This window comes from Glycomyces artemisiae (assembly GCF_003002955.1).
GTDB lineage: Bacteria > Actinomycetota > Actinomycetes > Mycobacteriales > Micromonosporaceae > Glycomyces > Glycomyces artemisiae.
In genome coordinates this window covers 606747-629848 of the sequence record NZ_PVTJ01000001.1, presented here as the reverse complement: position 1 = coordinate 629848, position 23102 = coordinate 606747, and the positions used below count along the sequence as shown (strand labels likewise).

Annotated in this window: 25 protein-coding genes and 1 pseudogene; 16 read left to right on the top strand and 10 right to left on the bottom strand. The window is 70.1% G+C overall.

All coding sequences use genetic code 11. The features are described from left to right. Positions 1-40: 40 nt before the first annotated feature. Both B0I28_RS02950 and B0I28_RS02945 read right to left on the bottom strand, forming a co-directional pair. On the bottom strand, positions 41-1210 hold the full coding sequence (locus B0I28_RS02950; protein ID WP_106362296.1) for an ROK family transcriptional regulator: 1170 nt from the start codon (positions 1208-1210) through the stop codon (positions 41-43). 70 nt (positions 1211-1280) lie between these two features. Further along, complete coding sequence (locus B0I28_RS02945) at positions 1281-6146, bottom strand: NAD-glutamate dehydrogenase (protein ID WP_106362295.1); 4866 nt, start codon at positions 6144-6146, stop codon at positions 1281-1283. A gap of 177 nt (positions 6147-6323) precedes the next feature. Between B0I28_RS02945 and B0I28_RS02940 the strand changes: the two genes are divergently transcribed. The 6 genes from B0I28_RS02940 to B0I28_RS02915 are packed head-to-tail and all read left to right on the top strand — an operon-like array spanning position 6324 to position 10928. Continuing rightward, a complete protein-coding gene (locus B0I28_RS02940) occupies positions 6324-6929 on the top strand; it encodes a DUF4178 domain-containing protein (protein WP_106362294.1) in 606 nt (201 codons plus the stop codon). Between the two features lie 57 nt (positions 6930-6986). Further along, positions 6987-7481 carry a DUF2617 family protein gene (locus B0I28_RS02935; protein WP_181245612.1) on the top strand — a complete coding sequence of 165 codons (495 nt, stop codon included), beginning with the start codon at positions 6987-6989 and terminating at the stop codon, positions 7479-7481. Positions 7482-7514: 33 nt separating this feature from the next. Next, a complete protein-coding gene (locus tag B0I28_RS02930; protein ID WP_106362292.1) occupies positions 7515-7976 on the top strand; it encodes a DUF4247 domain-containing protein in 462 nt (153 codons plus the stop codon). Between the two features lie 40 nt (positions 7977-8016). Continuing rightward, on the top strand, positions 8017-8454 hold the full coding sequence (locus tag B0I28_RS02925) for a DUF350 domain-containing protein (RefSeq protein WP_106362291.1): 438 nt from the start codon (positions 8017-8019) through the stop codon (positions 8452-8454). A gap of 38 nt (positions 8455-8492) precedes the next feature. Then, positions 8493-10040, top strand: a complete 1548-nt coding sequence (locus B0I28_RS02920; protein WP_219926516.1) for a polyamine aminopropyltransferase — start codon at positions 8493-8495, stop codon at positions 10038-10040. Positions 10041-10070: 30 nt separating this feature from the next. Further along, on the top strand, positions 10071-10928 hold the full coding sequence (locus B0I28_RS02915) for a helix-turn-helix domain-containing protein (protein WP_106362290.1): 858 nt from the start codon (positions 10071-10073) through the stop codon (positions 10926-10928). On the opposite strand, the gene B0I28_RS02910 is transcribed toward B0I28_RS02915, so the two are convergent. Continuing rightward, positions 10925-11818, bottom strand: coding sequence for an oxidoreductase (locus B0I28_RS02910; protein ID WP_106362289.1), 894 nt, complete (start codon positions 11816-11818; stop codon positions 10925-10927). The genes B0I28_RS02915 and B0I28_RS02910 overlap by 4 nt on opposite strands. A 103-nt stretch (positions 11819-11921) precedes the next feature. Between B0I28_RS02910 and B0I28_RS02905 the strand changes: the two genes are divergently transcribed. The 3 genes from B0I28_RS02905 (at position 11922) to B0I28_RS02895 (ending at position 13431) form a co-directional block, all read left to right on the top strand. Further along, positions 11922-12401, top strand: coding sequence for a hypothetical protein (locus B0I28_RS02905; RefSeq protein ID WP_106362288.1), 480 nt, complete (start codon positions 11922-11924; stop codon positions 12399-12401). A gap of 58 nt (positions 12402-12459) precedes the next feature. Continuing rightward, on the top strand, positions 12460-12894 hold the full coding sequence (locus tag B0I28_RS02900) for a hypothetical protein (RefSeq protein ID WP_106362287.1): 435 nt from the start codon (positions 12460-12462) through the stop codon (positions 12892-12894). An 87-nt stretch (positions 12895-12981) separates the two neighbouring features. Then, positions 12982-13431, top strand: a complete 450-nt coding sequence (locus tag B0I28_RS02895; protein ID WP_106362286.1) for a hypothetical protein — start codon at positions 12982-12984, stop codon at positions 13429-13431. Between the two features lie 95 nt (positions 13432-13526). Here the strand turns inward: B0I28_RS02895 and B0I28_RS02890 are convergent, their stop codons facing one another. Together B0I28_RS02890 and B0I28_RS02885 are read right to left on the bottom strand one after the other, a co-directional pair. After that, positions 13527-13805, bottom strand: coding sequence for a hypothetical protein (locus B0I28_RS02890; protein ID WP_106362285.1), 279 nt, complete (start codon positions 13803-13805; stop codon positions 13527-13529). After that, positions 13798-14034: a hypothetical protein gene (locus B0I28_RS02885; protein WP_146147950.1), complete on the bottom strand. Its 237-nt coding sequence runs from the start codon at positions 14032-14034 to the stop codon at positions 13798-13800. Before B0I28_RS02885 ends, B0I28_RS02890 begins: the two co-directional genes overlap by 8 nt. Before the next feature lie 334 nt (positions 14035-14368). Here B0I28_RS02885 and B0I28_RS02880 point away from each other — a divergent pair, with 334 nt between their 5' ends. Genes B0I28_RS02880 through B0I28_RS02870 form a run of 3 tightly spaced genes read left to right on the top strand, consistent with a single transcriptional unit; the run spans position 14369 to position 15778 of the window. Further along, positions 14369-15160 (top strand): helix-turn-helix domain-containing protein, encoded by a 792-nt coding sequence (locus tag B0I28_RS02880; RefSeq protein ID WP_106362283.1) that lies wholly within the window; start codon positions 14369-14371, stop codon positions 15158-15160. After that, on the top strand, positions 15157-15342 hold the full coding sequence (locus B0I28_RS02875; protein WP_106362282.1) for a DUF397 domain-containing protein: 186 nt from the start codon (positions 15157-15159) through the stop codon (positions 15340-15342). Before B0I28_RS02880 ends, B0I28_RS02875 begins: the two co-directional genes overlap by 4 nt. Before the next feature lie 13 nt (positions 15343-15355). Further along, positions 15356-15778: a hypothetical protein gene (locus B0I28_RS02870; RefSeq protein ID WP_146147949.1), complete on the top strand. Its 423-nt coding sequence runs from the start codon at positions 15356-15358 to the stop codon at positions 15776-15778. 6 nt (positions 15779-15784) lie between these two features. Here the strand turns inward: B0I28_RS02870 and B0I28_RS02865 are convergent, their stop codons facing one another. Then, positions 15785-16783, bottom strand: a complete 999-nt coding sequence (locus tag B0I28_RS02865; RefSeq protein ID WP_106362280.1) for an alpha/beta fold hydrolase — start codon at positions 16781-16783, stop codon at positions 15785-15787. A 53-nt stretch (positions 16784-16836) separates the two neighbouring features. On the opposite strand from B0I28_RS02865, the gene B0I28_RS02860 reads away from it, so the two are divergent. Further along, on the top strand, positions 16837-17427 hold the full coding sequence (locus B0I28_RS02860) for a TetR/AcrR family transcriptional regulator (RefSeq protein WP_106362279.1): 591 nt from the start codon (positions 16837-16839) through the stop codon (positions 17425-17427). Positions 17428-17483: 56 nt separating this feature from the next. Here B0I28_RS02860 and B0I28_RS02855 read toward each other — a convergent pair whose 3' ends face one another. After that, complete coding sequence (locus B0I28_RS02855) at positions 17484-18008, bottom strand: NlpC/P60 family protein (RefSeq protein ID WP_106362278.1); 525 nt, start codon at positions 18006-18008, stop codon at positions 17484-17486. Positions 18009-18254: 246 nt separating this feature from the next. Beyond that, entirely contained in the window at positions 18255-19799 is a 1545-nt protein-coding gene (locus tag B0I28_RS02850; protein ID WP_106362620.1) for an MFS transporter, read from the bottom strand. A gap of 201 nt (positions 19800-20000) precedes the next feature. On the opposite strand from B0I28_RS02850, the gene B0I28_RS02845 reads away from it, so the two are divergent. Then, entirely contained in the window at positions 20001-20618 is a 618-nt protein-coding gene (locus B0I28_RS02845) for a TetR/AcrR family transcriptional regulator (RefSeq protein ID WP_181245611.1), read from the top strand. A 109-nt stretch (positions 20619-20727) separates the two neighbouring features. Further along, entirely contained in the window at positions 20728-21513 is a 786-nt protein-coding gene (locus B0I28_RS02840) for a hypothetical protein (protein ID WP_106362276.1), read from the top strand. 6 nt (positions 21514-21519) lie between these two features. Here the strand turns inward: B0I28_RS02840 and B0I28_RS02835 are convergent, their stop codons facing one another. Next, positions 21520-22167, bottom strand: coding sequence for a hypothetical protein (locus tag B0I28_RS02835; protein ID WP_146147948.1), 648 nt, complete (start codon positions 22165-22167; stop codon positions 21520-21522). A 107-nt stretch (positions 22168-22274) separates the two neighbouring features. Between B0I28_RS02835 and B0I28_RS02830 the strand changes: the two genes are divergently transcribed. After that, entirely contained in the window at positions 22275-22691 is a 417-nt protein-coding gene (locus B0I28_RS02830; RefSeq protein WP_106362274.1) for a DUF4259 domain-containing protein, read from the top strand. A gap of 40 nt (positions 22692-22731) precedes the next feature. Here B0I28_RS02830 and B0I28_RS02825 read toward each other — a convergent pair. Further along, positions 22732-23070 (bottom strand): annotated as a pseudogene (locus tag B0I28_RS02825) (RtcB family protein); the annotation flags it as partial. Positions 23071-23102 lie beyond the last annotated feature (32 nt).

Genomic DNA, 23102 nt, shown 5'->3' with positions numbered 1-23102 from the left:
CGCCCCGCCGCATTCGCGGCGGGGCGGTTTCGTCTGCGGCTCAGTCGAAGAGGCTCTCTCGCACCGCATCCAGGCCGTGGAGGATCGCGCCGCGCATGATCGGCTCCTCGACCACCGTCCCGGCGACGACGCTCGGCGTGACCGGGGCGAGCTGAGAGGTCTGGGCCGCAACCCTTCCCGCGAGTTCGAGCCCGCCCGCGTAGCCGACCGGGCCGCCGAGGACGACCACCGTCGGGTCGAGCAGCACGCACACCGCGACGATGCCGAGCGCGATCCCGCGCGCGATCTCGTCGAGGCACGACGCGCCCTCCGGCCCAGCCGCCAGGGCCGCGGTCAACACGTCTTCCGGCTCCGCGGCGTCGAAGCCGTGCTTCGCGCCGATGTCGAGGACCGCGTCGCCGCCGATGACCCGCTGGTACGAGCCCTTCGACAGCCGGGTCACGACGCCGCCCGTGGGCAGGTCGCCGCCGGGCACCGGCAGGAAGCCGATCTCGCCCGCCGCACCGGAAGCGCCGCGGTAGAGCCCGCCGTTCAGGATGACGCCGAGACCCAGGCCGCCGCCGAACCACGCGTACACGAAGTCCGAGGCGCCGCCCGCACCTCCGGAGCGCTGCTCGGCGATCGTCGCCAGGTTCACGTCGTTCTCGATCGCGACCGCGGGCGCGAACTCCTCGTTCAGCGCCGTCCGCAGGCCGCGGTGCCAGGCCGGGAGGTTCCACGAGAAGCCGATGTCGCCGCTCGCGGGGTCGATGACGCCGGGCGTGCCGAGCGTGATCCGCCCGACCTTGCCCATCTCGATCCCGGCGTCCGCGACCGAGTCGGTCACGACGCGGCGCACGACCGCGACCGGGTCCGTCGACCCCTCCACGTCGATCTCCGCGCGGCCGACGATCCGGCCGGTGAAGTCCGCGCAGGCGCCCTTCGTCGTCACGGGTCCGACCTCAACGCCCACAACGTAAGTGAACGTGGGCACGGCCGCGTACAGCGAGGCGTTCGGCCCGCGCCCGCCGGACTTGGAGCCGACGACCTCGACGAGGCCGCGGGTCTGGAGGCGCTCCATCATCTGCGAGGCGGTGACCTTCGACATGGAGGTGCGCTCGGCGAGCTGGGCGCGGGTCTGCGGCCCGTCCTCCAGCAGCAGCTTCAGCGCGGCCTGGTCGTTGAGGACGCGCAGCAGTTTGGGCACCCCGGGGGTGTGGCTCTTCGGCATTCGTACTTCCTTCTCCTCCGAGCCCACATTATCCACGGGGTCCCCACACGCCACCGGCGCGTGTGAGCGGTCAATCGCCGTCGGTCTCCACGAGGCCGCGGATCTGCCTGAGCGACACCGACAGGACCGCGAGCTTCTCATCCGAGCGCTCGGCTTCCTCGGTGGCCTCGTGCACGGACGCGATCGCGGCGGCGTTGCGCTCGGCCCACGAGTCGACGGCTTCGGCCGGGTCGGTCCCGGGCTTCGCCTGGAGGACGCTCGCGGTCAGGCCCGCCATGGCGCCGTACAGGTCGTAGCGCAGCGCCGACCGGGCGAGGGTCTGCCACCGGTTCGTGCGCGGCAGCGCCGAGATCTGGTTGAGGATCTCGTCGAGGTGCACGCGAGCGGCGATCCCGTAGTAGACCTTCGCGGTCGTCTCCAGGTCCGTCTCCAGGAGGCGCGCGCATTCGACGACGTCGACGAGCCCGAACCCGAAGATCGGCGCTGAAGCGTCGCGGGCGATCTCGGCGGGCATGCCCTGGTCTTCGAGCTGGTCCACGAACTCCTCGAACCCGACGGCCTCGGAGTCGGTGAGCAGCACCGGGAGCAGCGGCTGGAGGACGGCGAGCCCGGGGCGGAGCCGCTCGGTCTCGGCGGTCACGTCGAGGTGCCCGCGCCGGTGCTGCACGAGCCAGCGCACGCCGCGGTCGAGGAGCCGCCGGATGACGAGCATGGCCGCGACCTGGGCCTCCTGCGGCACCTGGTTGTCGAGCGCTTCGATGCGGCGCCACAGGTCGGGCAGGCCGAAGGCGTCGCGGATGATGACGTACGCGCGGAGGACGTCGACGACGTCGGCGCCGGTCTCGTCGGCGATGCGGAAGAAGAACGTGGTGCCGCCGCGGTTGACGGCCTCGCCGACGACCGCGGTGGTGACGATCTCGCGGTGCAGCGGATGCTCGGCCATGAGGTCGGCGTACCGCTCGCGCAGCGGCGCGGGGAAGTACTCGCGCAGGACCGGCGCGGTCCAGTCCTCGGTCGGCAGGTCGGAGTCGAGGACGGCGCGCTTGGCCCAGATCTTCACGTACGACAGCAGGACCGAGAGCTCGGGCTCGGTGAGCCCGGACCCGGCGGCGGCGCGCTCCTTGAGCTGCTTGTCGCTGGGGAGGCCCTCGATCTCGCGGTCGAGGCCGACGGTCTTCTCCAGGTGCTTCATGAGTCTGGAGTGGACGGGCAGGAGCCGCCGGTTGAGGCGGATCGCGTTGGCGAGGGCCATGTTCTGGCCGTAGTTGTCGGCGAGCACGGCGTCGGCGACCGCGTCGGACATGTCCATGAACAGCCTGTCGCGGCTCGCCGGGTCGATGCGGCCCGTCAAGGTGGCGGAGCGGAGCAGGATCTTGATGTTGACCTCGTGGTCGGAGGTGTCGACGCCCGCGGAGTTGTCGATGAAGTCGGTGTTCATGCGCCCGCCGGTGCCCTCGGGGCCGCCGGACTGGGAGTACTCGATGCGCCCGAGCTGCGTGAACCCGAGGTTCCCGCCTTCGCCGACGACGCGGCAGCGCAGGTCCTCGCCGTTGACGCGCACCGGGTCGTTCGACTTGTCCCCCGCGTCGGCGTCGGACTGGAGGGAGGACTTCACGTACGTGCCGATGCCGCCGTTCCACAGCAGGTCGACGGGCGCGGTGAGGATCGCGCGGATGAGCTCGGGCGGGGTCATGTCCTTGACGTCGGCGTCGATGCCGAGCGCGGCCCGCACCTCGTCGGAGACCGGGATGGACTTCGCGGCCCGCTCCCACACGCCGCCGCCGGCCGAGATGAGCGACTTGTCGTAGTCGGCCCACGTGGACCGGGGCAGGTCGAACAGGCGGCGCCGCTCCGCGAACGAGACGGCGGCGACCGGGTTCGGGTCGATGAAGATGTGCATGTGGTTGAACGCGGCGACGAGCCGGATGTGCTCGGAGAGCAGCATCCCGTTGCCGAACACGTCCCCGGCCATGTCGCCGATGCCGACGACGGTGAAGTCCTGCGTCTGCGTGTCGAGTCCCTCGGCGCGGAAGTGCCGCTTGACCGATTCCCAAGCGCCCCTTGCGGTGATGCCCATCTTCTTGTGGTCGTAGCCGACGGACCCGCCGGAGGCGAACGCGTCGCCGAGCCAGAACCCGTACTCGGCGGCCACGGAGTTCGCGATGTCGGAGAACGTCGCGGTGCCCTTGTCGGCGGCGACGACCAGGTACGGGTCGTCGGGGTCGTGGCGCACGACGTTCGGCGGCGGCACGACCGTGTTGTCGGCGTCGCGGTTGTCGGTGATGTCGAGCAGCGCCGAGATGAACTCGCGGTACCGGGCGACGCCTTCGGCCTGGAACGCGGCCCGGTCGGCGAACGACTCCTTCTTGAGGACGAACCCGCCCTTAGCGCCCACGGGCGTGATGACGGTGTTCTTGACCTCCTGGGCCTTCACGAGCCCGAGGATCTCGGTACGGAAGTCCTCGCGCCGGTCCGACCAGCGCAGGCCGCCGCGCGCGACCTTCCCGTACCGCATGTGGACGCCCTCGAAGTTCGGGGAGTACACGAACACCTCGACCATCGGCCGCGGCTTGGGCAGGAAGTCGATCGCGCGCGCGTCGAACTTGAACGCCACGTACTCCTTCGGGCGTCCCGCGTGGCCGCGCTGGAAGTACGAGGTGCGCAGCGTCGAGCGGATGAGCGTCAGGAACGCGCGCAGGATCCGGTCGGCGTCGAGCGAGGGGACCCCGGCGAGGCCCTCGGCGAGCGCCTCGTCGATGCGGGCGACGGCGGCGCCGCGGTCGGCGCCCACGCGCGGGTCGAAGCGGGCCTCGAAGAGCCGCACCAGGTTCGCGGCGATCTCCGGGTGCGCGCCGAGCGTCGCGGCGATGAACTCCTGCGAGAACACGAACCCGCACTGGCGCAGGTACTTCGCGAGCGCGCGCAGCACCACGACCTGCCGCCAGGTGAGCCCGGCGTGGATGACGAGCTCGTTGAGCCGGTCGGACTCGGCCTCCCCGGCCCAGGCGGCGCGGAACGCGTTCTCGAAGCGGATGCGCAGCTGCGGCACCGATTCGGCGGCGTTGCCGGGCAGCTCCAGGCCGAAGTCGTGGAGGTGGATGGTGCCGTCGGCGCGCTTGATGTGGTACGGCCGCTCTTCGGCGACGCGCACGCCGAGGTCGCGCAGGACCGGAAGGGCCTCGGAGAGGCCGACGGGCTGGTCGAAGGCGTACAGCTTGAAGTGGACGTCGGCGTCGTCGCCGCCGCGGCGGAACAGCTGGAGCTCCATGTCGCCGGCCTCGCGGAGCAGTTCGAGCTTCGCGATGTCCTTGGCGGCGTCGATGGGCGAGTGCTCGGCCTTGTACGCGGGCGGGTACGCGTTCGCGTACTGCTTGTAGAGGGTGCGGGCCTGGCCCTCGCCGACGTGGTGGTCGAGCTGGAGGGCGAGGTCGGCGTCCCAGGAGCGGGTGGCGTCGGCGAGCTCGGCCTGGATCGACTCGACGTCGACCGGGGGGTGCTCGGCGAACGGGTCGATGCGCACGACGAAGTGGAGGCGCGCGAGCACCGACTCGGTGACGCGGGCGTCGTAGTCGACGGCCTTGCCGTGGAGGCGGCGGCGCAGGATCGCCTCGATCTTCTGCCGGTTCTCGGTGTTGTATCGGTCGCGCGGCAGGTAGACGAGGCAGGAGTAGAAGCGGCCGTAGACGTCGCGGCGCGCGAACAGGCGCAGGCGGCGGCGCCCGGCCAGGCGCAGCACGCCCATCGACGTCGAGTACAGGTCGTCGGTGCGGGCCTGGAACAGCTCGTCGCGCGGGTAGGTCTCCAGGGCGGTGACGAGGTCCTTCCCGGAGTGGGAGGAGAGGGTCACGCCCGAGCGCTCCAGCACGTCCTGGACTTTCCGCTTGACGACGGGCAGGTCGGTCACGGACGAGAGGTACGCGGCGGAGGTGAACAGGCCGAGGAAGCGCAGCTCGCCGTCGGGCACGCCGTCGGCGTCGAAGGTCTTCACGCCGATGTAGTCCATGAAGGACGTGCGGTGGACGGTGGAGCGGGCGTTCGACTTGGTGATGACCAGGAGCCGCTTCGTGCCGATCTGGGCGCGCGCGTCGGCGTTGAACGACGACAGCGGCCGCGGCGAGGCGGGGGCCTTGCGCAGCAGGCCCAGGCCGGTCTCGGCGAGCGGGGCGAGGGCCTGGTCGTCGCCTTCGCCGGTGAGCTTGTACTGCCGGAACCCCAGGAACGTGAACTTGTCGTCCGCGAGCCACCGCAGCAGCTCCACGGTGTCGTCGATGTCCTTGGGCGGCACGGGGAGCGGGTTCGAGCCCGCGGTGCCGGAGGCGGCGCCTTCGAGGTCGGCGGCGATGTCGAGGGCCTTGGCGCGCATGGCCTGCCAGTCGGCGACGCACGCGGCGACGTCGGAGAGGACCACTTCGATCTCGGCTTCGAGCCGCTCGATGTCCTCGGCGTCGGAGAGCCGCTGGACCTCGATGTGCATCCACGACTCGGCGTGCCCGCCCGCGGCGGGGGCCTCCTGGAGGTTCCCGTCGGCGTCGCGGCGGACCGGGACGATCGGGTGCACGAACACGGCGATGTCGATGCCGTGCCGGTTGAACAGGCCCGTCAGCGAGTCCACCAGGAACGGGGAGTCGTCGCAGACGAGGTCGACGCGCGTCGAGGAGGCCGCGTCGGGGCCCTCGGCGTCGTCGGGGCAGTCGATCTCCAGGCACACCTGCCCGCGGGCGCGGACCTCGGCCATGCGGCGGTGGTGCGCAGTGGTCTCCAGCAGCTGCTGGGCGGAGCGGCCGACGAGGTCGTCGTCGGAGACGAGGCTCCAGTACAGCTCGACCAGCCGGGCGAGCGATTCGTCGGATCCGGCCAGTCGGGCCGCCTCGGTCAGCAGTTCCTCCCGGTCGGGGAGGGTTTCGCGGAACTCTTCGTCTCCGATGAACGCCAACACGTCTCGACACTCCAGTCCGAATCACGTCAGACCCACATCATTGTGAGCCGCTTCCAGGCTAGATCGTAGGTTCCCCACATGGCGCACGGGTGACACCGGTGTTGCCGACGCGACGGTAGAGTGATCGAAGGAACCATCCCGCCACCGAAGCACCCCCCGAAACGCGAAGGCAGCACCATGATCTGGGTCGTCCTCATCATCATCGCCCTGGCCGCCCTCGGATGGTGGCTCTGGCGCAGGAACACCCGCAAGGACGAACCCGTCGCCGCCCGCGGGCCGGTCGACCCGTTCGCCGACGCCGACACCGACGTCCTCCGCGGCGACCCCCGCCGCCTCAAGGCCGCCGACCTCGTCGAGCTGTACGGCAAGACCCTCGCCGTCCGCGGCTCGCTGCGCCTCTCCGAGGGCGACTACCGCTGGTCGGAGCACTTCCTCGACACCGGGACCGGCGTGAAGCGCTGGCTGTCGGTGGAGGCCGACCCCGACCTGGAGGTCGTCCTCTGGGAGGAGATCACCGACACGGACCTGAAGCCCGGGCCGCGTGAACTCAGTCACGAGGGCGTCTCGTACCGGTCCGACGAGAAGGGCACCGCGCGGTACACGTCCGAGGCCACCACCGGGCTCGCGCCGACCGGGTCGGTCAAGTACCACGACTACGCCGGGCCCGACGGGCAGAAGCTCTCGTTCGAGTCGTTCGGCGACGGCGCCAAGTGGGAGCTCGCCAAGGGCCTCACCCTGGACCGCAACCAGATCACGATCTACCACCAGAGCGACGAGGCGTAAGCCCGTCCGCTCGCCGATCCCCATCCACCGGAGCACCCACTGATAGCGCACATCGAGGTGCCGTTCGCCGACGTCTCGGCCGCCTCGCTCACCTTCCGCCCCGACGCCCCGCCCATGCCGGTCCTCGACCGCATGGACCGGGACGCCGGGCCCCTCCGGCTGTCGCTGCGCCTCCTCGGCGCCAGCCACCAGGCGGTCGTCGCCACCCCCGACGGCCTCCTCGCCGAGACCCTCGCCTACCGCACCAACCTGGGCCCCGACCTGCCCGAGACGTTCAGCCAGCGCGTCGGCGCCTGGCGGCACCGCTACGAGTGCACCGTCGAGACCCTCACCGTCCCGCAGCTGCGCGCCCGCGTGCGGGCCCTGCGCGACCGGGCCGTGCAGCGCACCGCCGAACCGGACCTGCTCGTGGGCCTGTTCGGCGGCGACCCCGACGCGCTCACCGCGCTGGAGGTCGTGGGGACCGAGCCGCTGACGTGGCGCACGGTCCACACGTACCCGCAGTACGGCGAGGTCGTGACCACCGTCAGCAGCGTCGCCGCCGTAAGCTGACCCCGAACCCCGAGAGACCGCTGAGGACCGCCGATGACCGATGAGCAGCAGCCGCACACCCCCGCCTCCCGCGGCCTGAACTGGAAGCACTGGACCGCGATCGTCGTCGTGCTGGCGCTGTGCTGCGGCGGGGTGTTCCTGATGAACTCCAACTTCAACAACCCCACCGCCACGATCCGCGACCACTACGACCGGGCCTCGAACCTCGACGAGGGCGGCGGCAAGGCGTACACGTCGAGCCTGTCCCCCGCCACGGTCGCCGACCAGATCGACGACGACGCCGAGGCGCGCGAGGAGCGCTCGTCGGGCGGCGTCTACTACCTCCAGTACTCCAAGCACATCGTGGCCGTCTCCCCGTACCGCGGCGGCTCGAAGATCCTGCTGCACGACTACCGGTCCGGGTACAACCACTACTCGTCGGTGTTCATCCTGTGGGGCTGGTCGTCCTCGCCCCCGTCGCCGTTCCGCGGCGGCGGCCCCGGTTCCGGCAAGTAACGCACATGTACCGAAGCACTCCTGAAAGGCACGGCCTCCAATGATCGAAGAGCTCAGCCGCGACGTCCTCGGCCCCCTTGTCGGCGCCGTCGCCTACAGCGTCGTGGGCATCGCGCTCATGGTGCTCGGCTACCTCGTCACCGACTGGCTCACCCCCGGGAGGCTCGGCGAGCAGATCTGGACCGAGCGCAACAAGAACGCCGCGATCCTGCTGGCCTCCAACGTCATCGGCGTGGGCCTGATCGTCGTCGGCGCGATCTGGGCCTCTGAGGGCGGCGTGCTCCGCGGCGTGGTCTCCACGTTCGTGTACGGCGTGATCGGCTTGGGCGCCATGGCGATCGCGTTCCTGATCCTCGACTGGCTCACCCCCGGGAAGCTCGGCGAGACGCTCACCGAGGACGAGCTGCACCCGGCGGTGTTCGTGAACGCGGCGATGCACCTCGCGCTCGGCGGGGTCATCGCGATGGCACTGTCTTGATCGCGGCGTCCGACACCCCTCGGACGGCCGAACCGACGTTGAGCGCGCGCCGGGTCCGCCTGGCGCGCTTCGGGCTGCTCGCCACCGCGTTCGCGGTCTCGGCATGCGGCCTCGTGTACGAGCTGGCGCTCATCACCTTGGGCGCCTACCTGGTCGGGAACACCGCGAAGCAGGCGTCGATCGTCCTGGCGATCATGGTGTTCGCGATGGGGCTGGGGGCGTTGGCGGCGAAGCCGCTGCGGCGGTGGCCGGCGCTGGCGTTCGCGGCGGTGGAGCTGGTGCTGGCGCTGCTGGGCGGCTTCAGCGTGATGCTGCTGTACGCGGCGTTCGCGTGGACCGACCTGTACTCGCTGCCGCTGGTAGTTGTCGCGGCGGCGATCGGGCTGCTGATCGGCGCGGAGATCCCGCTGCTCATGGAACTGCTGCAACGCATCCGCGAGCAGGCCGCGGGCGCGGCCGTGGCGGACCTGAACGCGGCGGACTACCTGGGCGGGCTCATCGGCGGGCTCGCGTTCCCGTTCGTGCTGCTGCCGTTCTTCGGGCAGATCCAGGGCGCGCTCATCGTGGGCGCGGTGAACGCCGTCGCGGGCGTGCTCCTCATCTTCGTCCTGTTCCGCGGCGACCTGTCGAAGCTGGCGAAGCAGCTCCTCGGCCTGGTCGCGGGGCTGACGGCCCTCCTCCTGGTGGCCGCGTTCGCGTACACCGACAAGTTCGAGACCGATGCGCGCCAGGCGCTCTACGCGGCGCCGATCGTGTACTCGGAGGACTCGCAGTACCAGCAGATCGTCATGACCGAGTCGGCGTCGCCGTTCGGCGAGCAGGACCTACGGCTGTATCTGAACGGCGACCTGCAATTCTCCTCAGTGGACGAATACCGGTACCACGAGGCCCTGGTCCACCCGGCCATGAACGGCCCGCACGCGAACGTCCTCGTCCTCGGCGGCGGCGACGGCCTCGCCGTGCGCGAGATCCTGAAGTACGACGACGTCGAGACCGTCACGCTCGTGGACCTCGACGGCGCGGTCACCGACCTCGCGCAGGACTTCGGCGACCTGGTGGCGCTCAATGAAGACTCGCTGGACGACCCGAAGGTCACGGTGGTCAACGAGGACGCGTTCACCTGGCTGCGCCAGCAGACCGGCACCTGGGACGTGATCGTCGTCGACATGCCCGACCCGGACGCCACCGAGACCGCGAAGCTCTACTCGACCGAGTTCTACGGCCTCGCAGGCGACCACCTCGCCGAAGACGGCCGCATGGTCGTCCAGGGCGGCTCCCCCTACTTCGCCCCCAAGACCTACTGGACCATCGCCTCCACCCTCGAAGCCGCCGGGTACGAGCCCACCCCCTACTGGGTCTCGGTCCCCTCCTTCGGCGACTGGGGCTTCCACCTCGTCCAGGCCGACGGCGCCGCCCCCGAACTGGGCCTGGACACCTCCGTCGGCCCGTTCCAGTCCCTCACCCCCGAACTGCTCGACGCCGCCCAGGTGTTCCAGCCGGACCGCGACCGCATGGACATGCCCCCGTCGACCCTCATGCACCCGGTCATCCTCGACCTCGTCGAATCCGAATGGCAGAACTACTGACCGCCGATACGCGCGGCCTAGAATCGATGCATGTCGTCCTCTGAGATCCAGACGCTCGGGAGCCTGCTCCGCACCTGGCGGGAGCGCATGGACCCGAAGGACGCCGGGATGGCCGCGGGCGGCAGGCGCCGCGCCAAGGGCCTGCGCCGCGAAGAGCTCGCCGCGCTCGCAGGAGTGAGCGCCGACTACATCGTCAGGCTCGAACAGGGCCGCTTCCGGACCCCGTCCGCGCAGGTCGTCACCGCGCTCGCGCGGGCCCTGCGGCTCTCGGACAGCGAGACCGAGCTACTGTTCCGCGCCGCGAACCACCTGCCTCCCGGGCCCGGCACCGTGTCCGTCGAGGTCCCCGATGCCGCCCGCCGCATCGTCTCGCGCATCACCGGCCAGCCGCTCGCGGTCTTCACCGCGGACTGGACGCTGCTGTACGCGAACCGCCTGCTCTGCGCCCTGTTCGACCTGCCGTCCCCCGCCGAGGCCGTCGGGTCGAACCTGGTCGAGCGGACCTTCATCGAAGGCGCGTCGTCCCTGATCGCGACCCCGCACGGCGGCGGCGAGGTGTTCGAGCGCGCGCTCGTCGCGGACCTGCGGCTCTCAGCGAGCGACCTCGGCGACGACCCGGCGTTCCAGACGCTCGTGGCGTCCCTGCGGGCCCGCAGCCCGCGGTTCGCCGCGCTGTGGGACGAGGGCAGCGCCGCGCCCCACAGCGCGATGGTGAAGACGGTCCACCACCCGGTCGTCGGCGACCTCACGATCGACTGCGACACCCTCATGGTCACCGGCTCGAACGTCAGGATCATCGTCTGCTCCGCGCCGCCGGGAGGCCCCGACGCCGAGAAGCTCGACGCCCTGCGCGCGCTCGTCGCCGAGACGGCGGTCCCGGCCGCTTAGGGCTGGACCTTGTCGAGCCGCGCCAGGTCCTCGGCGTCGAGCTCGATCGCGCCGACCGCGAGGTTCTCGTCGAGGTGCGCGATCGACGCCGTCCCTGGGATGAGCAGCATCCGCTCGTACCGGGCGAGCAGCCACGCGAGCGCGATCTGCGAGGGCGCCACGCCGTGCTTGGCGGCGACGGCGCCGATGTGCTCGTCCGCGGCGATGCGCGCGGGCCCGCCCCCGGCGAGGAACGCCGAGCCGAGCGGGAAGAACGGCACGAACGCCACGCCCCGCTCCCGCGCCAGGTCCACGATGTCGTCGTCGGTGCGGTCGAGGATGCTGTAGGCGTTCTGCACGCACACGACCCCCGCGAGGTCGATCGCCTCGCGCACGGTCTCCAAGCGGGCGTTCGAGATCCCGATCATGTCGATCTTGCCCTCGTCGCGCAGCTCGACCAGCGCCCCGAGCTGGTCGGCGAGCGCGGGCGCCGGGGCGTCGGGGAAGTCGCGCTCGAATCGGCGCAGGTTCACCAGGTCGAGCCGCTCGACCCGCAGCGAGCGGAGGTTCTCCTCCACCTGCGCTTTCAGCGAGTCCGGCTCCCCGGCCGGGAGCCAGCCGCCCTGCGCGTCGCGGGCCCCGCCGACCTTCGTGGCCAGGACCAGGCCCTCCGGGTACGGGTGGAGCGCTTCGCGGATGAGGTCGTTGACGACGTCGGGCCCGTAGATCTGCGCGGTGTCGATGTGGTCGACCCCCGACGCGACGGCATGCCGCAGCACGGCCTTCGCGTTCTCGGGATCGGCGGGCGGCCCGAACACGCCGGGACCGGCGAGCTGCATGGCGCCGTAGCCGATGCGGTTGACGGCGGCATGGCCCAGATTGGCTTTCGCGGTGGTGTTGTCACTGGTCATGCCTCGACGCTACGGCCGCATCGCGCTCCCTTCCAGAGAAGGCTTTTCGTGGGAAGGAAGTTCCCACCCCAGGGATGTTGACGGCGGCTGGCAGACTCGGCGCATGGACCACTACCCCTATCCGCCTGCGGAGACCGCCCGGCTCGACCCGTTCGACACGGCGCAGGCCGCGGTGCAGTACATCGTCTACGGCGGCGACCAGTCCACGTACGCGTTCACCGAGCGGGTGGAGCCCGGCGGATACGGCCTCGCCGAGTGGATCCCGTTGGGGTACAAGGTGCTCCAGTACGCGCAGAAGACGGCCGTCTACAAGCGCGGCAGCCTCGCCCGGGAGTGGCCGCAGGTCGAGCCGGGGCCGCGGCGGGAGCAGCCGGAGCGGGTGCCGGGGGTGAAGCGCAAGACGCGGCCGCTCGCGTCGCCGTGGCAGATCGACGCGTGCGGCTACCTGACCGCCGTACCCTCCGGCGAGCGGCACCGGCTCGGCTACGACCGCGACGAGGCCATGGAAGCCGGGGCGCTGGCCTCGCTCACCGCGGGCACCGCCGCCGTGTGGTTCGTGTTCGCCGTGGAGAACTGGCACTGAAGCGGGCCCGCGCTCGCTATCCTGAAGACGCCCCCGCCCTCTTCCCCCAGGAGACGCGATGCCGTCCGCCGAAGGTTCCAGGTTCATCCGAGTCCGCTACTCCCGCAAGGCGTCCGTACTGACGACCGTCCTCGGGTTCGTCCTTCTCGCGTGCGCGGCGGTCACGCTGTTCACGCCGTTCATCCCCGTGCTCGTGCCGATCGGCCTGACGGGCCTGGCGCTCATCGGCGGCGGCCTGCGCTCGTTCTTCCGCCCCCGGTACCTGTTCCAGCCCGACACGGGCGTGCTCACGGTCTTCGCCGCGATCGGCCCCGGCAGCAAGGGAACCCCAGGCGCCGAAGGCGAACGCGTCTACTTCGACGGCCGCCGCGTCTTCCGCGAACTCCCCGACGGCGAACGCCACCGCGTCAGCCCCACCGGCACCGACCGAACCGACTTCGCCCGCCTCGTCCAGGCCCTCCCGCCCGAACACGGCCCCGCGATAGAACGCTGAGGGCCGCGCCGCGAATCGCGCTGGCGCGCAGGGCCCGAGGGCGGATACAGTGGCGTCGCCCTTCCCCTCGGTCCACAGGAGAATATTGTGTCCGGTACCCCCGACTCGGTCGTCGTCGTCCGATACAGCAAGGCGACCTCGATCGGATGCACGGCCTTCGGCGGTGCGCTGTTCGTTGTATGGATCTACTACCTTTTCAACGATCCGCGCACCTCCTGGTACGCCCTCGTGCTCGCCCTCTTGTTCACCTACATGGGGATCAATTCGTTCTCCCGGCCGTTCTGCGTCTATGACGTCTCGACCGGGTCGATCGTCTTCCCCGCCATTCTCGGCACACGACGCCAGGTCATCGGCGGCGCGAATCGCGAGCGCCTCGAACGCGATGGAACGCGCCTGCGCCGCGTCGACTTCAACGGCAAAGTCCGTCCCGTGAGCCGGTGGACCTCGGACAAGGCCGACTTCGACCGGCTCCTGGAGGCGGTGTCGCGCCCGGTCAGCGAGGACCGCTGGAAGCAGCGGGAGCGCCGCAAGCAGTAGACGCACGAAAATCGGGGCGGCGGACTCCACCAAGTCCACCGCCCCGGTTCCCTGTCACGCGGTCGAGCTGCCGCGCGGGTGGCGGCCGACGCCGCTCACCGCTCAGGGTTGCGGATGGTCTTGTTCGCCTGGGCCAGGATCCAGTCGCACCACGGGTCGTTCTGCCAGGCGCCGAACCACTCGGCAGGCAGATCGGTGTCCCCGAAGAAGCGGCAGATCTCGCGCGGGCCCGCGCCGTCGTTGCACTCGATGCGGTACTCGGGCGGACCGAGCGGGTGCCCGCCTTCCTCCGGGCCGACCCGGTAGACGGTGAACACCGCTGGGCCCCTGCTGAAGTCGCCGAGCCAGCCGTCGGCGAGGGTCGTCTCAGCCATCACAGAACCGGGTCCTCGGCTCCGCGAGGAGGCTGCCCTTGTCGAACACGTGGAAGGCGCAGGACTTCGCCCACTCCTGCCATTCGGCCGTGCGGCTGCGCCACTCGTCTCCCCAAGTGGCGTGCAGGGCACCGGTATTCAGGCCCGAGACGACCATGACGATGTCCGCCCGGTTCCCGTCTGCGGCGACCTGGAACGAATCCGGCGCGTCCGCAGTGGTCGCGTACACCCAGAACTCATGGGTCCCATCGGTGAACCCGCCCCGCGCCAATGGGTCGGATTTCCGACTCTGCGCCTCCTTCATCGCTTTCCCCTCTCGTTGGAACGACTCGCGATGTGTCGACAGTAGGGCGCATGAGAAGCCGAATCAATAGCAAAACCGCAGGTCAGAGCGTGGCAGTTGGACGGCGCCCCGAGGCTGTGGCGCTAGGCTGCGGCGTTTGGGGTTAGCCCACACGCCACACGCCAGACGCCACATCGAACTCACGGCCGATAGGGGTTGCGATTTCAGTGACCATTGCTTTACTTACCGGATGGGGAACGAAACGACACGACAGACTCCTATGCGGCGCAAACTCATCGGCCGCAAGCTCAAGCTCGCAAGGCTGGCCGCCAAGAAGCCGCTCCGGCATCCGGACATAGTGGACGCCGTGGGATCCACCCGAACTGCGCAGAGGCTCGAAGACGGCGAGGCCACGCAGTTGACCTATCCGGTCATCGGCACCCTGTGCGATCTCTATGGAATGCCACAGGCGGAGAAGTTCGAGCTTCAGCGCCTTTGGCGCCTCGGTCCAGACGCCACCACCTGGACCCAGCCACGCGGTCGGGAAATCTTCGGTTTCGACGCTTTCAACGAGCTCAAGGCCCATGCCAGCACGGTGAACATCTACGAAACGACCTTCGTTCCCGGACCGCTTCAGTCCGAGAGCACCATGCGGATGCTCTTCGATCGCAACCCTGAACTCGATGAAGCCGCGATTGAGAAGGAAGTCCGCATTCGGAAAGAGCTTCAGGCCCCGTTTTGGCAGGGCGGCGGTCCCAAATTCGACTTCCTGATGAGCGAAGCAGTGCTCCGCATGGGCTGCGACGCGGATCAGGTCAGCCGCTTGATCGAAGCGGACACGCTCGATCACGCCACTGTGCGGTATCTCCCGTTCTCGGCCGGGCCGCCGTCGCTGATGCACTTGCCCTTCACCTTGCTGTCGTTCCCGGCCAAACACGACCCTGATGTCGTGTTCGTGGAGGCGCAAGACGCCTACCTATACTTCGAGGAGGCCGAGTCCGTTAAGCACTACAAGACGAGACTCGCTGCTACGGATGAGATGGCCAGGTCAATTAAGGAGTTCAAGCTATGAGCCAAGCCGGGTGGCGCAAGTCCAGCAAGAGCAGTGGCGACTCGAACTCTCAGTGCGTCGAAGCTCGCCCTGCCGCCTCTGGCTTCCAGGTTCGGGACTCGAAGCTCGGCGACGCCTCCCCGATCTTCGACCTTCAGACCGCAGACTTCGGCAGTCTGCTCCGCGCGGCGGGACGCGGCTGAATACAATCCCGCGATGCAGCCCGATACGCCACACGACCACCGAGTCCAAGTCCGGTACAAGCCGGTCGCGCCCTCGGTGGTCGTGTTCGGCGGGCTGCTGGTGATGGGCGGCGGCGTCACCCTGGTGTTCGGCCTGGGGAATCCGGGGGCCATCGGGTTCCTGTTCGCCGGGGCCTTCTTCATCACGCTCGGCGTCTTCCAGTTCATCAAGCCGTACTGCGTGTTTGACCCCGCGAGCGGCGAGCTGCGAATCATCAACATCCTCGGCTTCAAGAACTCCGTCTACGGCGCCCCGGCCGGTGAGCGCCTGTACGCCTACGGCCGTGAGATCATCCGGGTCCTGCCCGACGGCGCCCATGCGACCGTGCGGACCGGGCCCGGCCGCAAAGCCGACTTCGACCGCGTACTGGCGCTGCTCCCCCCGTACCGGATCTGAGCCCGCTCAAACCCCAAGCAGCTCAGCGATATCCGCGGCGATCTCCTCCGGATGCTCGCCGTTGACCGCGTGCGTCGCGTCCTCGTAGAAGACCACGGACCCGTCCGGCAAGACCCGCTCTGCGGTCTCGCGCGCCGTCTCCGGGTTGTGCATGACCGAGCGGCCCGCGATGATCGCGAGGACCGGCATCTCCAGCGCGCTGAGCTGGTCCTCGGTGATCTGCGTGGGCGCGGGCAGGCGCAGCTGGTAGTGCTGCATGCCGGCTTCGATCATGTCGGCGACCGGCACGTCCTCGACCTCGGCGCCGCCCGCGGTGTAGGAGTTGAAGCCGTCGCGCCAGGACTTCGGGAACCAGGGCACCGAGGCCGGGATGGAGCGGATCATCGTGCCGACCGGCATGCCGTCGAAGACGAAGACCGCGTCGACCAGGGTCACCGAGGCGACGCGTTCCGGTTGGCGCACAGCGAGGTTCGCGGCGGTCCAGCCGCCGATCGAGACGCCCACGAGGTTGAAGCGGTCCTCCGGCAGCCCGGCGAGGGCCTGGTCCAGCCACTCGGCCTGGTCCGCGTCGTCCTCAATGGGCCGGTCCTGGACGCTCATGCCGGGCTCGCCGAGGAGGTCGACGGTGTAGACGTCGCCGATCGCCAGCAGCGAGGACAGGTTCCCGGCCCACACCGGCGAGGCCGAGGCGCGGCCCGGCAGCAGCACGAGCGGCTCGGCGGCGTCGCCGGTCCCGGTGAACCGGTAGAAGCGCACGACGCCGAAGTCGGTGCGCACGTCCAAGGTCTCATCCGGTTCGGGCATGTCCGCGAAGGCCGCGTCATAGGCCTCCACGAACGCGTCGTACCCCTCGGCGCTGCGCCAATGGCCCACCGGCGACGGGGTCCGCAGCGCGAACGCCCCCGCGAGCACGACCACGACCGCCACGCCTCCGGCGATGAGCCAGCGGCGGCGCCTGCGCCTGCGCTTGACCTGGGGTTCTGCCTCAAGCGTCTCGTCGTCCATGATTCTCCTAACCGATTGGTAAGTAATTTGACCATACGGTAGAATTCAGTGTCATGACAACCCGCCCGAAGCGCTCGGAGGAGCGCGAGCTGACGCTCACCGAGCGCGCCCGCCGCAGCCAGCTCATGGAAGTCACGGTCGAACTGGTCGCCGACCGCGGCTACGCGGGCGCTTCCCTGGCCGCCATCGCCGAGCGCGCCGGGATCACGAAAGCCGCTGTGCTGTACCACTTCCCGTCGAAAGCGGCGGTGGTCCAGGCCGCGTACGAGCACGTGCTCGGCGCACTGGTGGAGCACGTCGGCACCGCAGTCGAGGCGGCTGGTCCCGACCAGGCCCCCGCCGCCTACGTCCGCTCGATGATCGGCCACCTCCGCGAGCACCCCCGCCACACGCGCATGATCATCGAGGCCATGACCCACGGCGACGCCCCCCACGACACCGCCGCCCGCTGGCGCCCCCTCGCCGACCTCCTCCGCGCCGCCGAAGACGCCCTCGGTCCCCGCACCGACGCCGAGCTCCGCACCCTCGCGATCATCACCGGCGGCGCCATCGACGCCGTCGTCGCCGAACGCCTCGCCGACCCCGACTACGACACCGAAGCCGCCGCCGACCAGATCGTCGCCCTCATCTACGGCTCTGACTGAACCGTTCCGCGACAAGCGAACGGCGGCGGGGCCGGAGCCCCGCCGCCGGTGGCCGGTCAGTTGTCGCGGATGTTCCGGTAGCGCCGCGGGATGTAGTTCTGGGACCGCAGCGAGGCGGGGGACACCTGCTTGTGCCGCATGTCGCTCGCGGTGTCCGCGAGGTCGTAGATCCAGATGTTCCCGTCGTCGCCGCGCATGTGGTAGAGCATGCAGTGGTTGTCGTAGGAGTTGAGGACGTCGCCGGGCTTGAGCTCGCTCCACTCGATCTTGGCCGCGATGTCGGGGATGCTCCTGGTGCTGTGGCCCGGGGTGGAGGTGTGCCAGGCCATGGAGACGAAGCCCGAGCAGTCCTGCCGGTACGTGTGGCTGCCTTCGATGTCGCTGGCCCGGCTGGCGCCGTTGTACTGGATGTTGCGGGTGAACCAGTTGCGGGCCCGGGTCATCACCTCGTCGCGGGAGACGAGGCCCCGGTACTCGGCGCTCGCCGGGCTGCCGACTGCGAGCACGGGGATCGCCGCGGCGGGGGCGATGACGGCGGCCTGGAGCAGGCGGCGCCGCGAGAGCAACGGTTGTTCGGTCATGCGGTTCTCCTCTGAGGGATGGCCGGGCGGGGTGTCCGGCCGGCGTGACCTCCATCCTTCGTGGACCCGACACTCCGGGCGAGGCGGAACAAAGGCGGGATCACGGCGGGAACACGACGCGCGCCCGCGTCGCGGACGGGCCGGTCCGCGCCTCGGACGCGCCGAGCCCTTCCGGGACAAGCGAAACCGGGCCCGAGCGGGTGCGTGCTCGGGCCCGGTGGTCTTCTCGGGGATTACTTGGCGGTGCTACTTGGCGCCGAGGACGGTCTCCTCGCCCACCGCGATCTCCTCGACCAGGTCGACGGTCTCGCGCAGGCGGACCGGCGTCAGGAACAGCGCGGCGATGAAACCCGCCGCCGCGATGCACGCGGAGATGAGGAACAGGTGGCCCGTGGCGTCGCCGTATGCGGCGCGCACGATCTCCTTGATGGGCTCGGGCATCGCGTCCAGGTCCAGGCTGGAGCTGGAACCACCGGCAGCCGCGGCGTCGATGCCGATGGCGGCCAGGCCCTCCCGGATCTTGTCGGCGACCTGGTTCGCGAGGACAGCGCCCAGGACCGAGACGCCGATCGTGCCGCCAAGGGAGCGGAAGAACGTGATCGCGCCCGATGCGGCGCCGAGCTCGCGCAGCGGCACCGAGTTCTGGACGACCAGGACCAGGTTCTGCATCGACATGCCCACGCCGACGCCGACCGCGAACATCCCGAAGCCCATGAAGACCAGGGACGTCTCGTGGTCGATGGTCGCGAGCATCGCGAATCCGGCCGTGAGGACCAGCGTGCCGGTGATGATGTACGGCTTCACGCTGCCGGACTTCGAGACCATGCGGCCCGCGACCGCCGAGGCGACGAGGACGCCGAACATCATCGGGATCGTCAGCAGGCCCGCCTCGGTCGGCGAGAAGCCGCGCGAGATCTGGAAGTACTGGCCGAGGAACACCGAGCCGCCGAACATCGCCATGCCGACCGCCAGGCTCGCGATCGTGGCGAGCGCCGGGTCGCGGCGCTTGAGGACGTGCAGCGGGACCACCGGCTGGCTCACGCGGGTCTCCACGACCGCGGCCGCGAAGAGGATCGCGACCGCGCCGCCCGCCATCGCGAGCGTCTGCCAGGAGATCCAGTCGAAGTCGTCGCCGACGAACGTGACCCACAGGAGCAGCAGGGAGACGCCGGCGGCGATGAGGACCGCGCCGAGGTAGTCGACCTTCGTGTCGGTCTTCTTCGTCTCGTCCAGGTGCAGCGTGCGCGAGAGCATCGCGAAGGCGATCACCGTGATCGGCACGGCGAGGAAGAAGCACCACTGCCAGCCGAGCCAGCTCGCGTCCGTGATGGCGCCGCCCAGGAGCGGGCCGCCCACGGTCGAGACGGCCATGACGCCGCCGAGATAGCCGTTGTAGCGGCCGCGTTCCTTCGGGCTGACCATCGCACCGATGATGACCTGCACGAGGACCTGGAGGGCGCCCATGCCGAGACCCTGCACGGCGCGCAGCGCGATGAGCTGCTCGGTGTTCTGCACGAGCCCGCACGCGAGCGAGGCGGCCGCGAAGATCACGATCGCGATCTGGAGCAGGCGCTTCTTGTCGAACAGGTCGGCGAGCTTGCCCCACACGGGGGTCGAGGCGGTCGACGCGAGCAGCGTGGCGGTCACGACCCAGGTGTACTGGGACTGGGTGCCGCCCAGGTCGCCCACGATCTGCGGGAGCGCCACGGAGACGACGGTCGAGGAGACCATCGCGGCGAACAGCACCATGAGCAGGCCGGAGAGGGCCCGGAGGACCTCGCGGTGCGTCATCGGCGCCTTCGGCGGAGCGTCGGATACGGCGGTCAAAGGACTGCCTCCTATGGTGTTTCGGGAAGAGGCTTTTCGGGCGCGGTGAAGGCCCGGCGGCCTGGTACGTGGTGGTTTCCGGGGGACGCAAGGTTAGTGAACGGAGCGTCTCTTATTTTAAGCTAGCATTTAGTGAACGCATCGTTCACTATTGAAAGGATCGTGGTGACCGAGTCCACACCGGGCCGCCGGCGCGGCGACGACCTGGAGCACGCCATCTTCGACGCCGCGCTCGCCGAGCTCGCCGAAGTCGGCTACGCCAACGTGCGCATGGAGGCCGTCGCCGCCCGCGCCAAAGCGGGCAAGGCGTCGCTGTACAAGCGCTGGCCCGACCGCGCCCGCCTCATCCAGGCCGCCGCCAGGTACAAGGCCACCGAGGTCGAGCCCTCGTTCGAGCCCAGCGGCGACCTGCGCGGCGACATGCGCAAGGTCATGCGCCACATCGCGGGCCAGCAGGCCTCGCCGTTCGGCGAGGCCATCCGCGGCTGGATAGGCGAGCTCAAGAGCACCCCCGACGAAGTGACCGAGGACCTCCGCACCCGCATCGAGACGCCGCGCATCAGGATCTTCGCGAAGATCTACGAGGACGGCGTCGCTCGCGGCACCGTCAAGCCCGAGGCGCTGCACCCGCGCGTCGTCAACCTCGCCCCGGGGCTGCTGACGCACTACTTCCTGACGCGCGCCGAACCCGCCACCGACGACGTCATCGAGGAGTTCCTCGACCACGTCCTCATGCCGCTCATCGCCACCGGCGAAGGGGCGGAACGCCTGGAGGAATCCTAGAAAATCTGGGGGCCGAACCGGGCATTTCGCCGAGACCCGTTGTGGGGAACCGACAATGAGTGTCCGATTCGGCGGCCGGGCCCTTGCGGACCGCGCGGACACTGGCCCCATGGACACCGAAACGCACACTCCGCGCGGAACCCTCGGGCACCGCATCGCCTGGGCCACAGGGCCGCTCGTCCTCGTGCTCGTCGCGGCCTCGATCTACAACGGCTGGGTCGCTCCGATGGACGCGGCCCTCGGCCTCATCCTCGACTTCGCCGCCCTCTGGGCGGCCGTCGCCACCGCGCTCCTCACCCAGGGCCGCGCCCTCACGCTGACGGCCCTGATCGCCGCGCCGATCCTGTGGGTCGTCTCGTTCTACGACTGGTTCGGCTACATGTGGACCGGCGCGACGTGGACCTGGACGGAGCACTTCGTCGGCCCGATCTTCTTCGTGCTCATGGCGATGCCGCCGTGCTGGCTGCTGCTCGCGGTCTGGAGGCGGTCGCGCTCGGGCGCGGGCTCGTTCCTCGCCGAAGCGGGCGGGCTCGCAGTCATGGCGATGGCCCTGTTCTTCCTCACGATCTACATCAGCTCCGCCGTCGCCCCCGCCGACCCGACCGGATGGCTCGTCCTGGTGCACGGCGCCGCCGCGGCCCTGCTCGCGCTCGCGGTGTGGCGGCGGGCCGAGCGCCGGATCGCGTACGGATTCCTCGCGGCCCTGCTCGCAGCGGTCGCGGCCGGGAGCCACTGGCTGTTCTTCAGCCCCGACCCTGACTTCAATCCGCCCGGGTTCATCGGCATCGAGGTCTTCGTTCCGGGGCTGATCGTCGTGGCGGCTGTAGCCGCGGCACTCCAATTCGCTTGGAGCGCGACGCAAAAGCGCCGCGCGGAGGAGCCGACCGCCGCATGAGGCGGCTCAGCTGATCGAGGCCGCCCCGGCGCGCAGGGCGGCGATCTCCTCCGGCGTCGACTCGCGAGCGACGACCGCGATGTCGCACATGAACTCCCGCTGGTCCGCAGGGAACGCGGCGGCGACGACCGCGGGCTCCTCCACCAAAGCCCTGTAGATCTCGATCCCGTTCGCGTAGAACAGGTCCACGAGCACCAGGCTCCCGTCAGCCCGCTTCATCACGTTCCCCGGGTTCCGGTCCAGCCCGCCCCAGAACGGCACCACCCGGGCCGCCGCCGCATCGAGCCGCTCGGCCTCGGCCCGCACCGCGGCGACCGGATCGCCCGGCTCCGCCGCGTCCCAGCGTTCCATCACAGAGTCCCGCTCCTCCGCACTGGCAGGCCTGAGCGCCTCCATGACGGTGATCCGACCGCCACCCGCCAGCTCCGCGTCGAAGTCGATCCGCGGCAGCATCGGATGCCCCGCGAGCAGCCCGCACAGCTCAGTGAACACCCCGTACCCCGGCTCGAACGCGCACACGCGGGCCACGAGCCGCCCGTCCGGCGAGCGCCACACGTAGGCCCAATCGCCTGCGCCGCAGACGTTCCAGCCCGCGGCGAGCAGCCGCCCCGCCGCCTCGCGGTGGTCCAGTCCCTCGAAACCCTCGAAATCCACGCGGGGAGCATACGCACCCGCCACGCCCGGCGACACCCGTTTTCGGCGGCGCTGTCGGTGGCCCCGTCTACACTTCGGACCACCATCGACCCCCGAAGGAGCAGCGCATGGGCGCCTGGGATTACGGACCGTTCGACAACGACGGCGCATGGGACTGCATCGGCGCCCTCGGCGACGACACCGACGCGAACACCGAGCGCCTCGAAGCCGCCATGCTCGAAGTCCTCGTCGTCCTCGACTACATCGAGAACCCCGAGGCCCAAGCCGCGGTCGCCGCCGCGGTCCTCACTGCAATCCGCCTCGGCGCCCCCTCCCCCGCCGACCGCATCACCGACCTCCTCACCGCCCACCCCTTCGACGCCGCATACCTCCGCGACCTCGCCCGCCGAACCCTCCGCCGCATCACCACCGACCCCCGCGACAACGAATGGCACTACCTCTGGACCGACTCAGGAGCCCTCGACAAGGCCCTCGCCGCCCACGAGCCGTACGCGAGCGCCCTCGGCGCGGGAGGCCAAGACTGAAGGGCCGGACGCGCGATGCGCGTCCGGCCCTTGACCGGCGTCAGCCCTTGACGCAGACGACCTGCCGGAGGCGGGCCGTGACCTCGACCAGGTCCGTCTGGGCGGCGATGACCTCGTCGATGTCCTTGTAGGCGCCCGGGATCTCGTCGATCACGCCGGAGTCCTTGCGGCACTCGACACCCTCGGTCTGCGCGATGAGGTCCTCTGCGGTGAACCGCTTCCGCGCGGCGTTGCGGCTCATCTTCCGGCCCGCGCCGTGGGAGGCGGACTCGTACGCGTCCGCGTTCCCGAGGCCCCGCACGATGAAGCTCGACGCGCCCATCGACCCGGGGATGATCCCCATGTCCCCCAGCCCGGCCCGGATGGCGCCCTTGCGGGTCGCTTCAGACTCGTCCGTGAGATCCCCATCTC

Excerpts from the sequence above, each read along its gene's own strand:
- B0I28_RS02890 (WP_106362285.1), bottom strand. The coding sequence starts at position 13,805 with ATGGCTGAGACGACCCTCGCCGACGGCTGGCTCGGCGACTTCAGCAGG.
- B0I28_RS02875 (WP_106362282.1), top strand. The coding sequence starts at position 15,157 with ATGAGCCAAGCCGGGTGGCGCAAGTCCAGCAAGAGCAGTGGCGACTCG.
- B0I28_RS02910 (WP_106362289.1), bottom strand. The coding sequence starts at position 11,818 with ATGACCAGTGACAACACCACCGCGAAAGCCAATCTGGGCCATGCCGCC.
- B0I28_RS02915 (WP_106362290.1), top strand. The coding sequence starts at position 10,071 with ATGTCGTCCTCTGAGATCCAGACGCTCGGGAGCCTGCTCCGCACCTGG.
- B0I28_RS02855 (WP_106362278.1), bottom strand. The coding sequence starts at position 18,008 with ATGACCGAACAACCGTTGCTCTCGCGGCGCCGCCTGCTCCAGGCCGCC.
- B0I28_RS02870 (WP_146147949.1), top strand. The coding sequence starts at position 15,356 with ATGCAGCCCGATACGCCACACGACCACCGAGTCCAAGTCCGGTACAAG.
- B0I28_RS02905 (WP_106362288.1), top strand. The coding sequence starts at position 11,922 with ATGGACCACTACCCCTATCCGCCTGCGGAGACCGCCCGGCTCGACCCG.
- B0I28_RS02925 (WP_106362291.1), top strand. The coding sequence starts at position 8,017 with ATGATCGAAGAGCTCAGCCGCGACGTCCTCGGCCCCCTTGTCGGCGCC.
- B0I28_RS02840 (WP_106362276.1), top strand. The coding sequence starts at position 20,728 with ATGGACACCGAAACGCACACTCCGCGCGGAACCCTCGGGCACCGCATC.
- B0I28_RS02900 (WP_106362287.1), top strand. The coding sequence starts at position 12,460 with ATGCCGTCCGCCGAAGGTTCCAGGTTCATCCGAGTCCGCTACTCCCGC.
- B0I28_RS02860 (WP_106362279.1), top strand. The coding sequence starts at position 16,837 with ATGACAACCCGCCCGAAGCGCTCGGAGGAGCGCGAGCTGACGCTCACC.
- B0I28_RS02950 (WP_106362296.1), bottom strand. The coding sequence starts at position 1,210 with ATGCCGAAGAGCCACACCCCCGGGGTGCCCAAACTGCTGCGCGTCCTC.
- B0I28_RS02930 (WP_106362292.1), top strand. The coding sequence starts at position 7,515 with ATGACCGATGAGCAGCAGCCGCACACCCCCGCCTCCCGCGGCCTGAAC.
- B0I28_RS02865 (WP_106362280.1), bottom strand. The coding sequence starts at position 16,783 with ATGGACGACGAGACGCTTGAGGCAGAACCCCAGGTCAAGCGCAGGCGC.
- B0I28_RS02880 (WP_106362283.1), top strand. The coding sequence starts at position 14,369 with ATGCGGCGCAAACTCATCGGCCGCAAGCTCAAGCTCGCAAGGCTGGCC.
- B0I28_RS02940 (WP_106362294.1), top strand. The coding sequence starts at position 6,324 with ATGATCTGGGTCGTCCTCATCATCATCGCCCTGGCCGCCCTCGGATGG.
- B0I28_RS02850 (WP_106362620.1), bottom strand. The coding sequence starts at position 19,799 with ATGACGCACCGCGAGGTCCTCCGGGCCCTCTCCGGCCTGCTCATGGTG.
- B0I28_RS02830 (WP_106362274.1), top strand. The coding sequence starts at position 22,275 with ATGGGCGCCTGGGATTACGGACCGTTCGACAACGACGGCGCATGGGAC.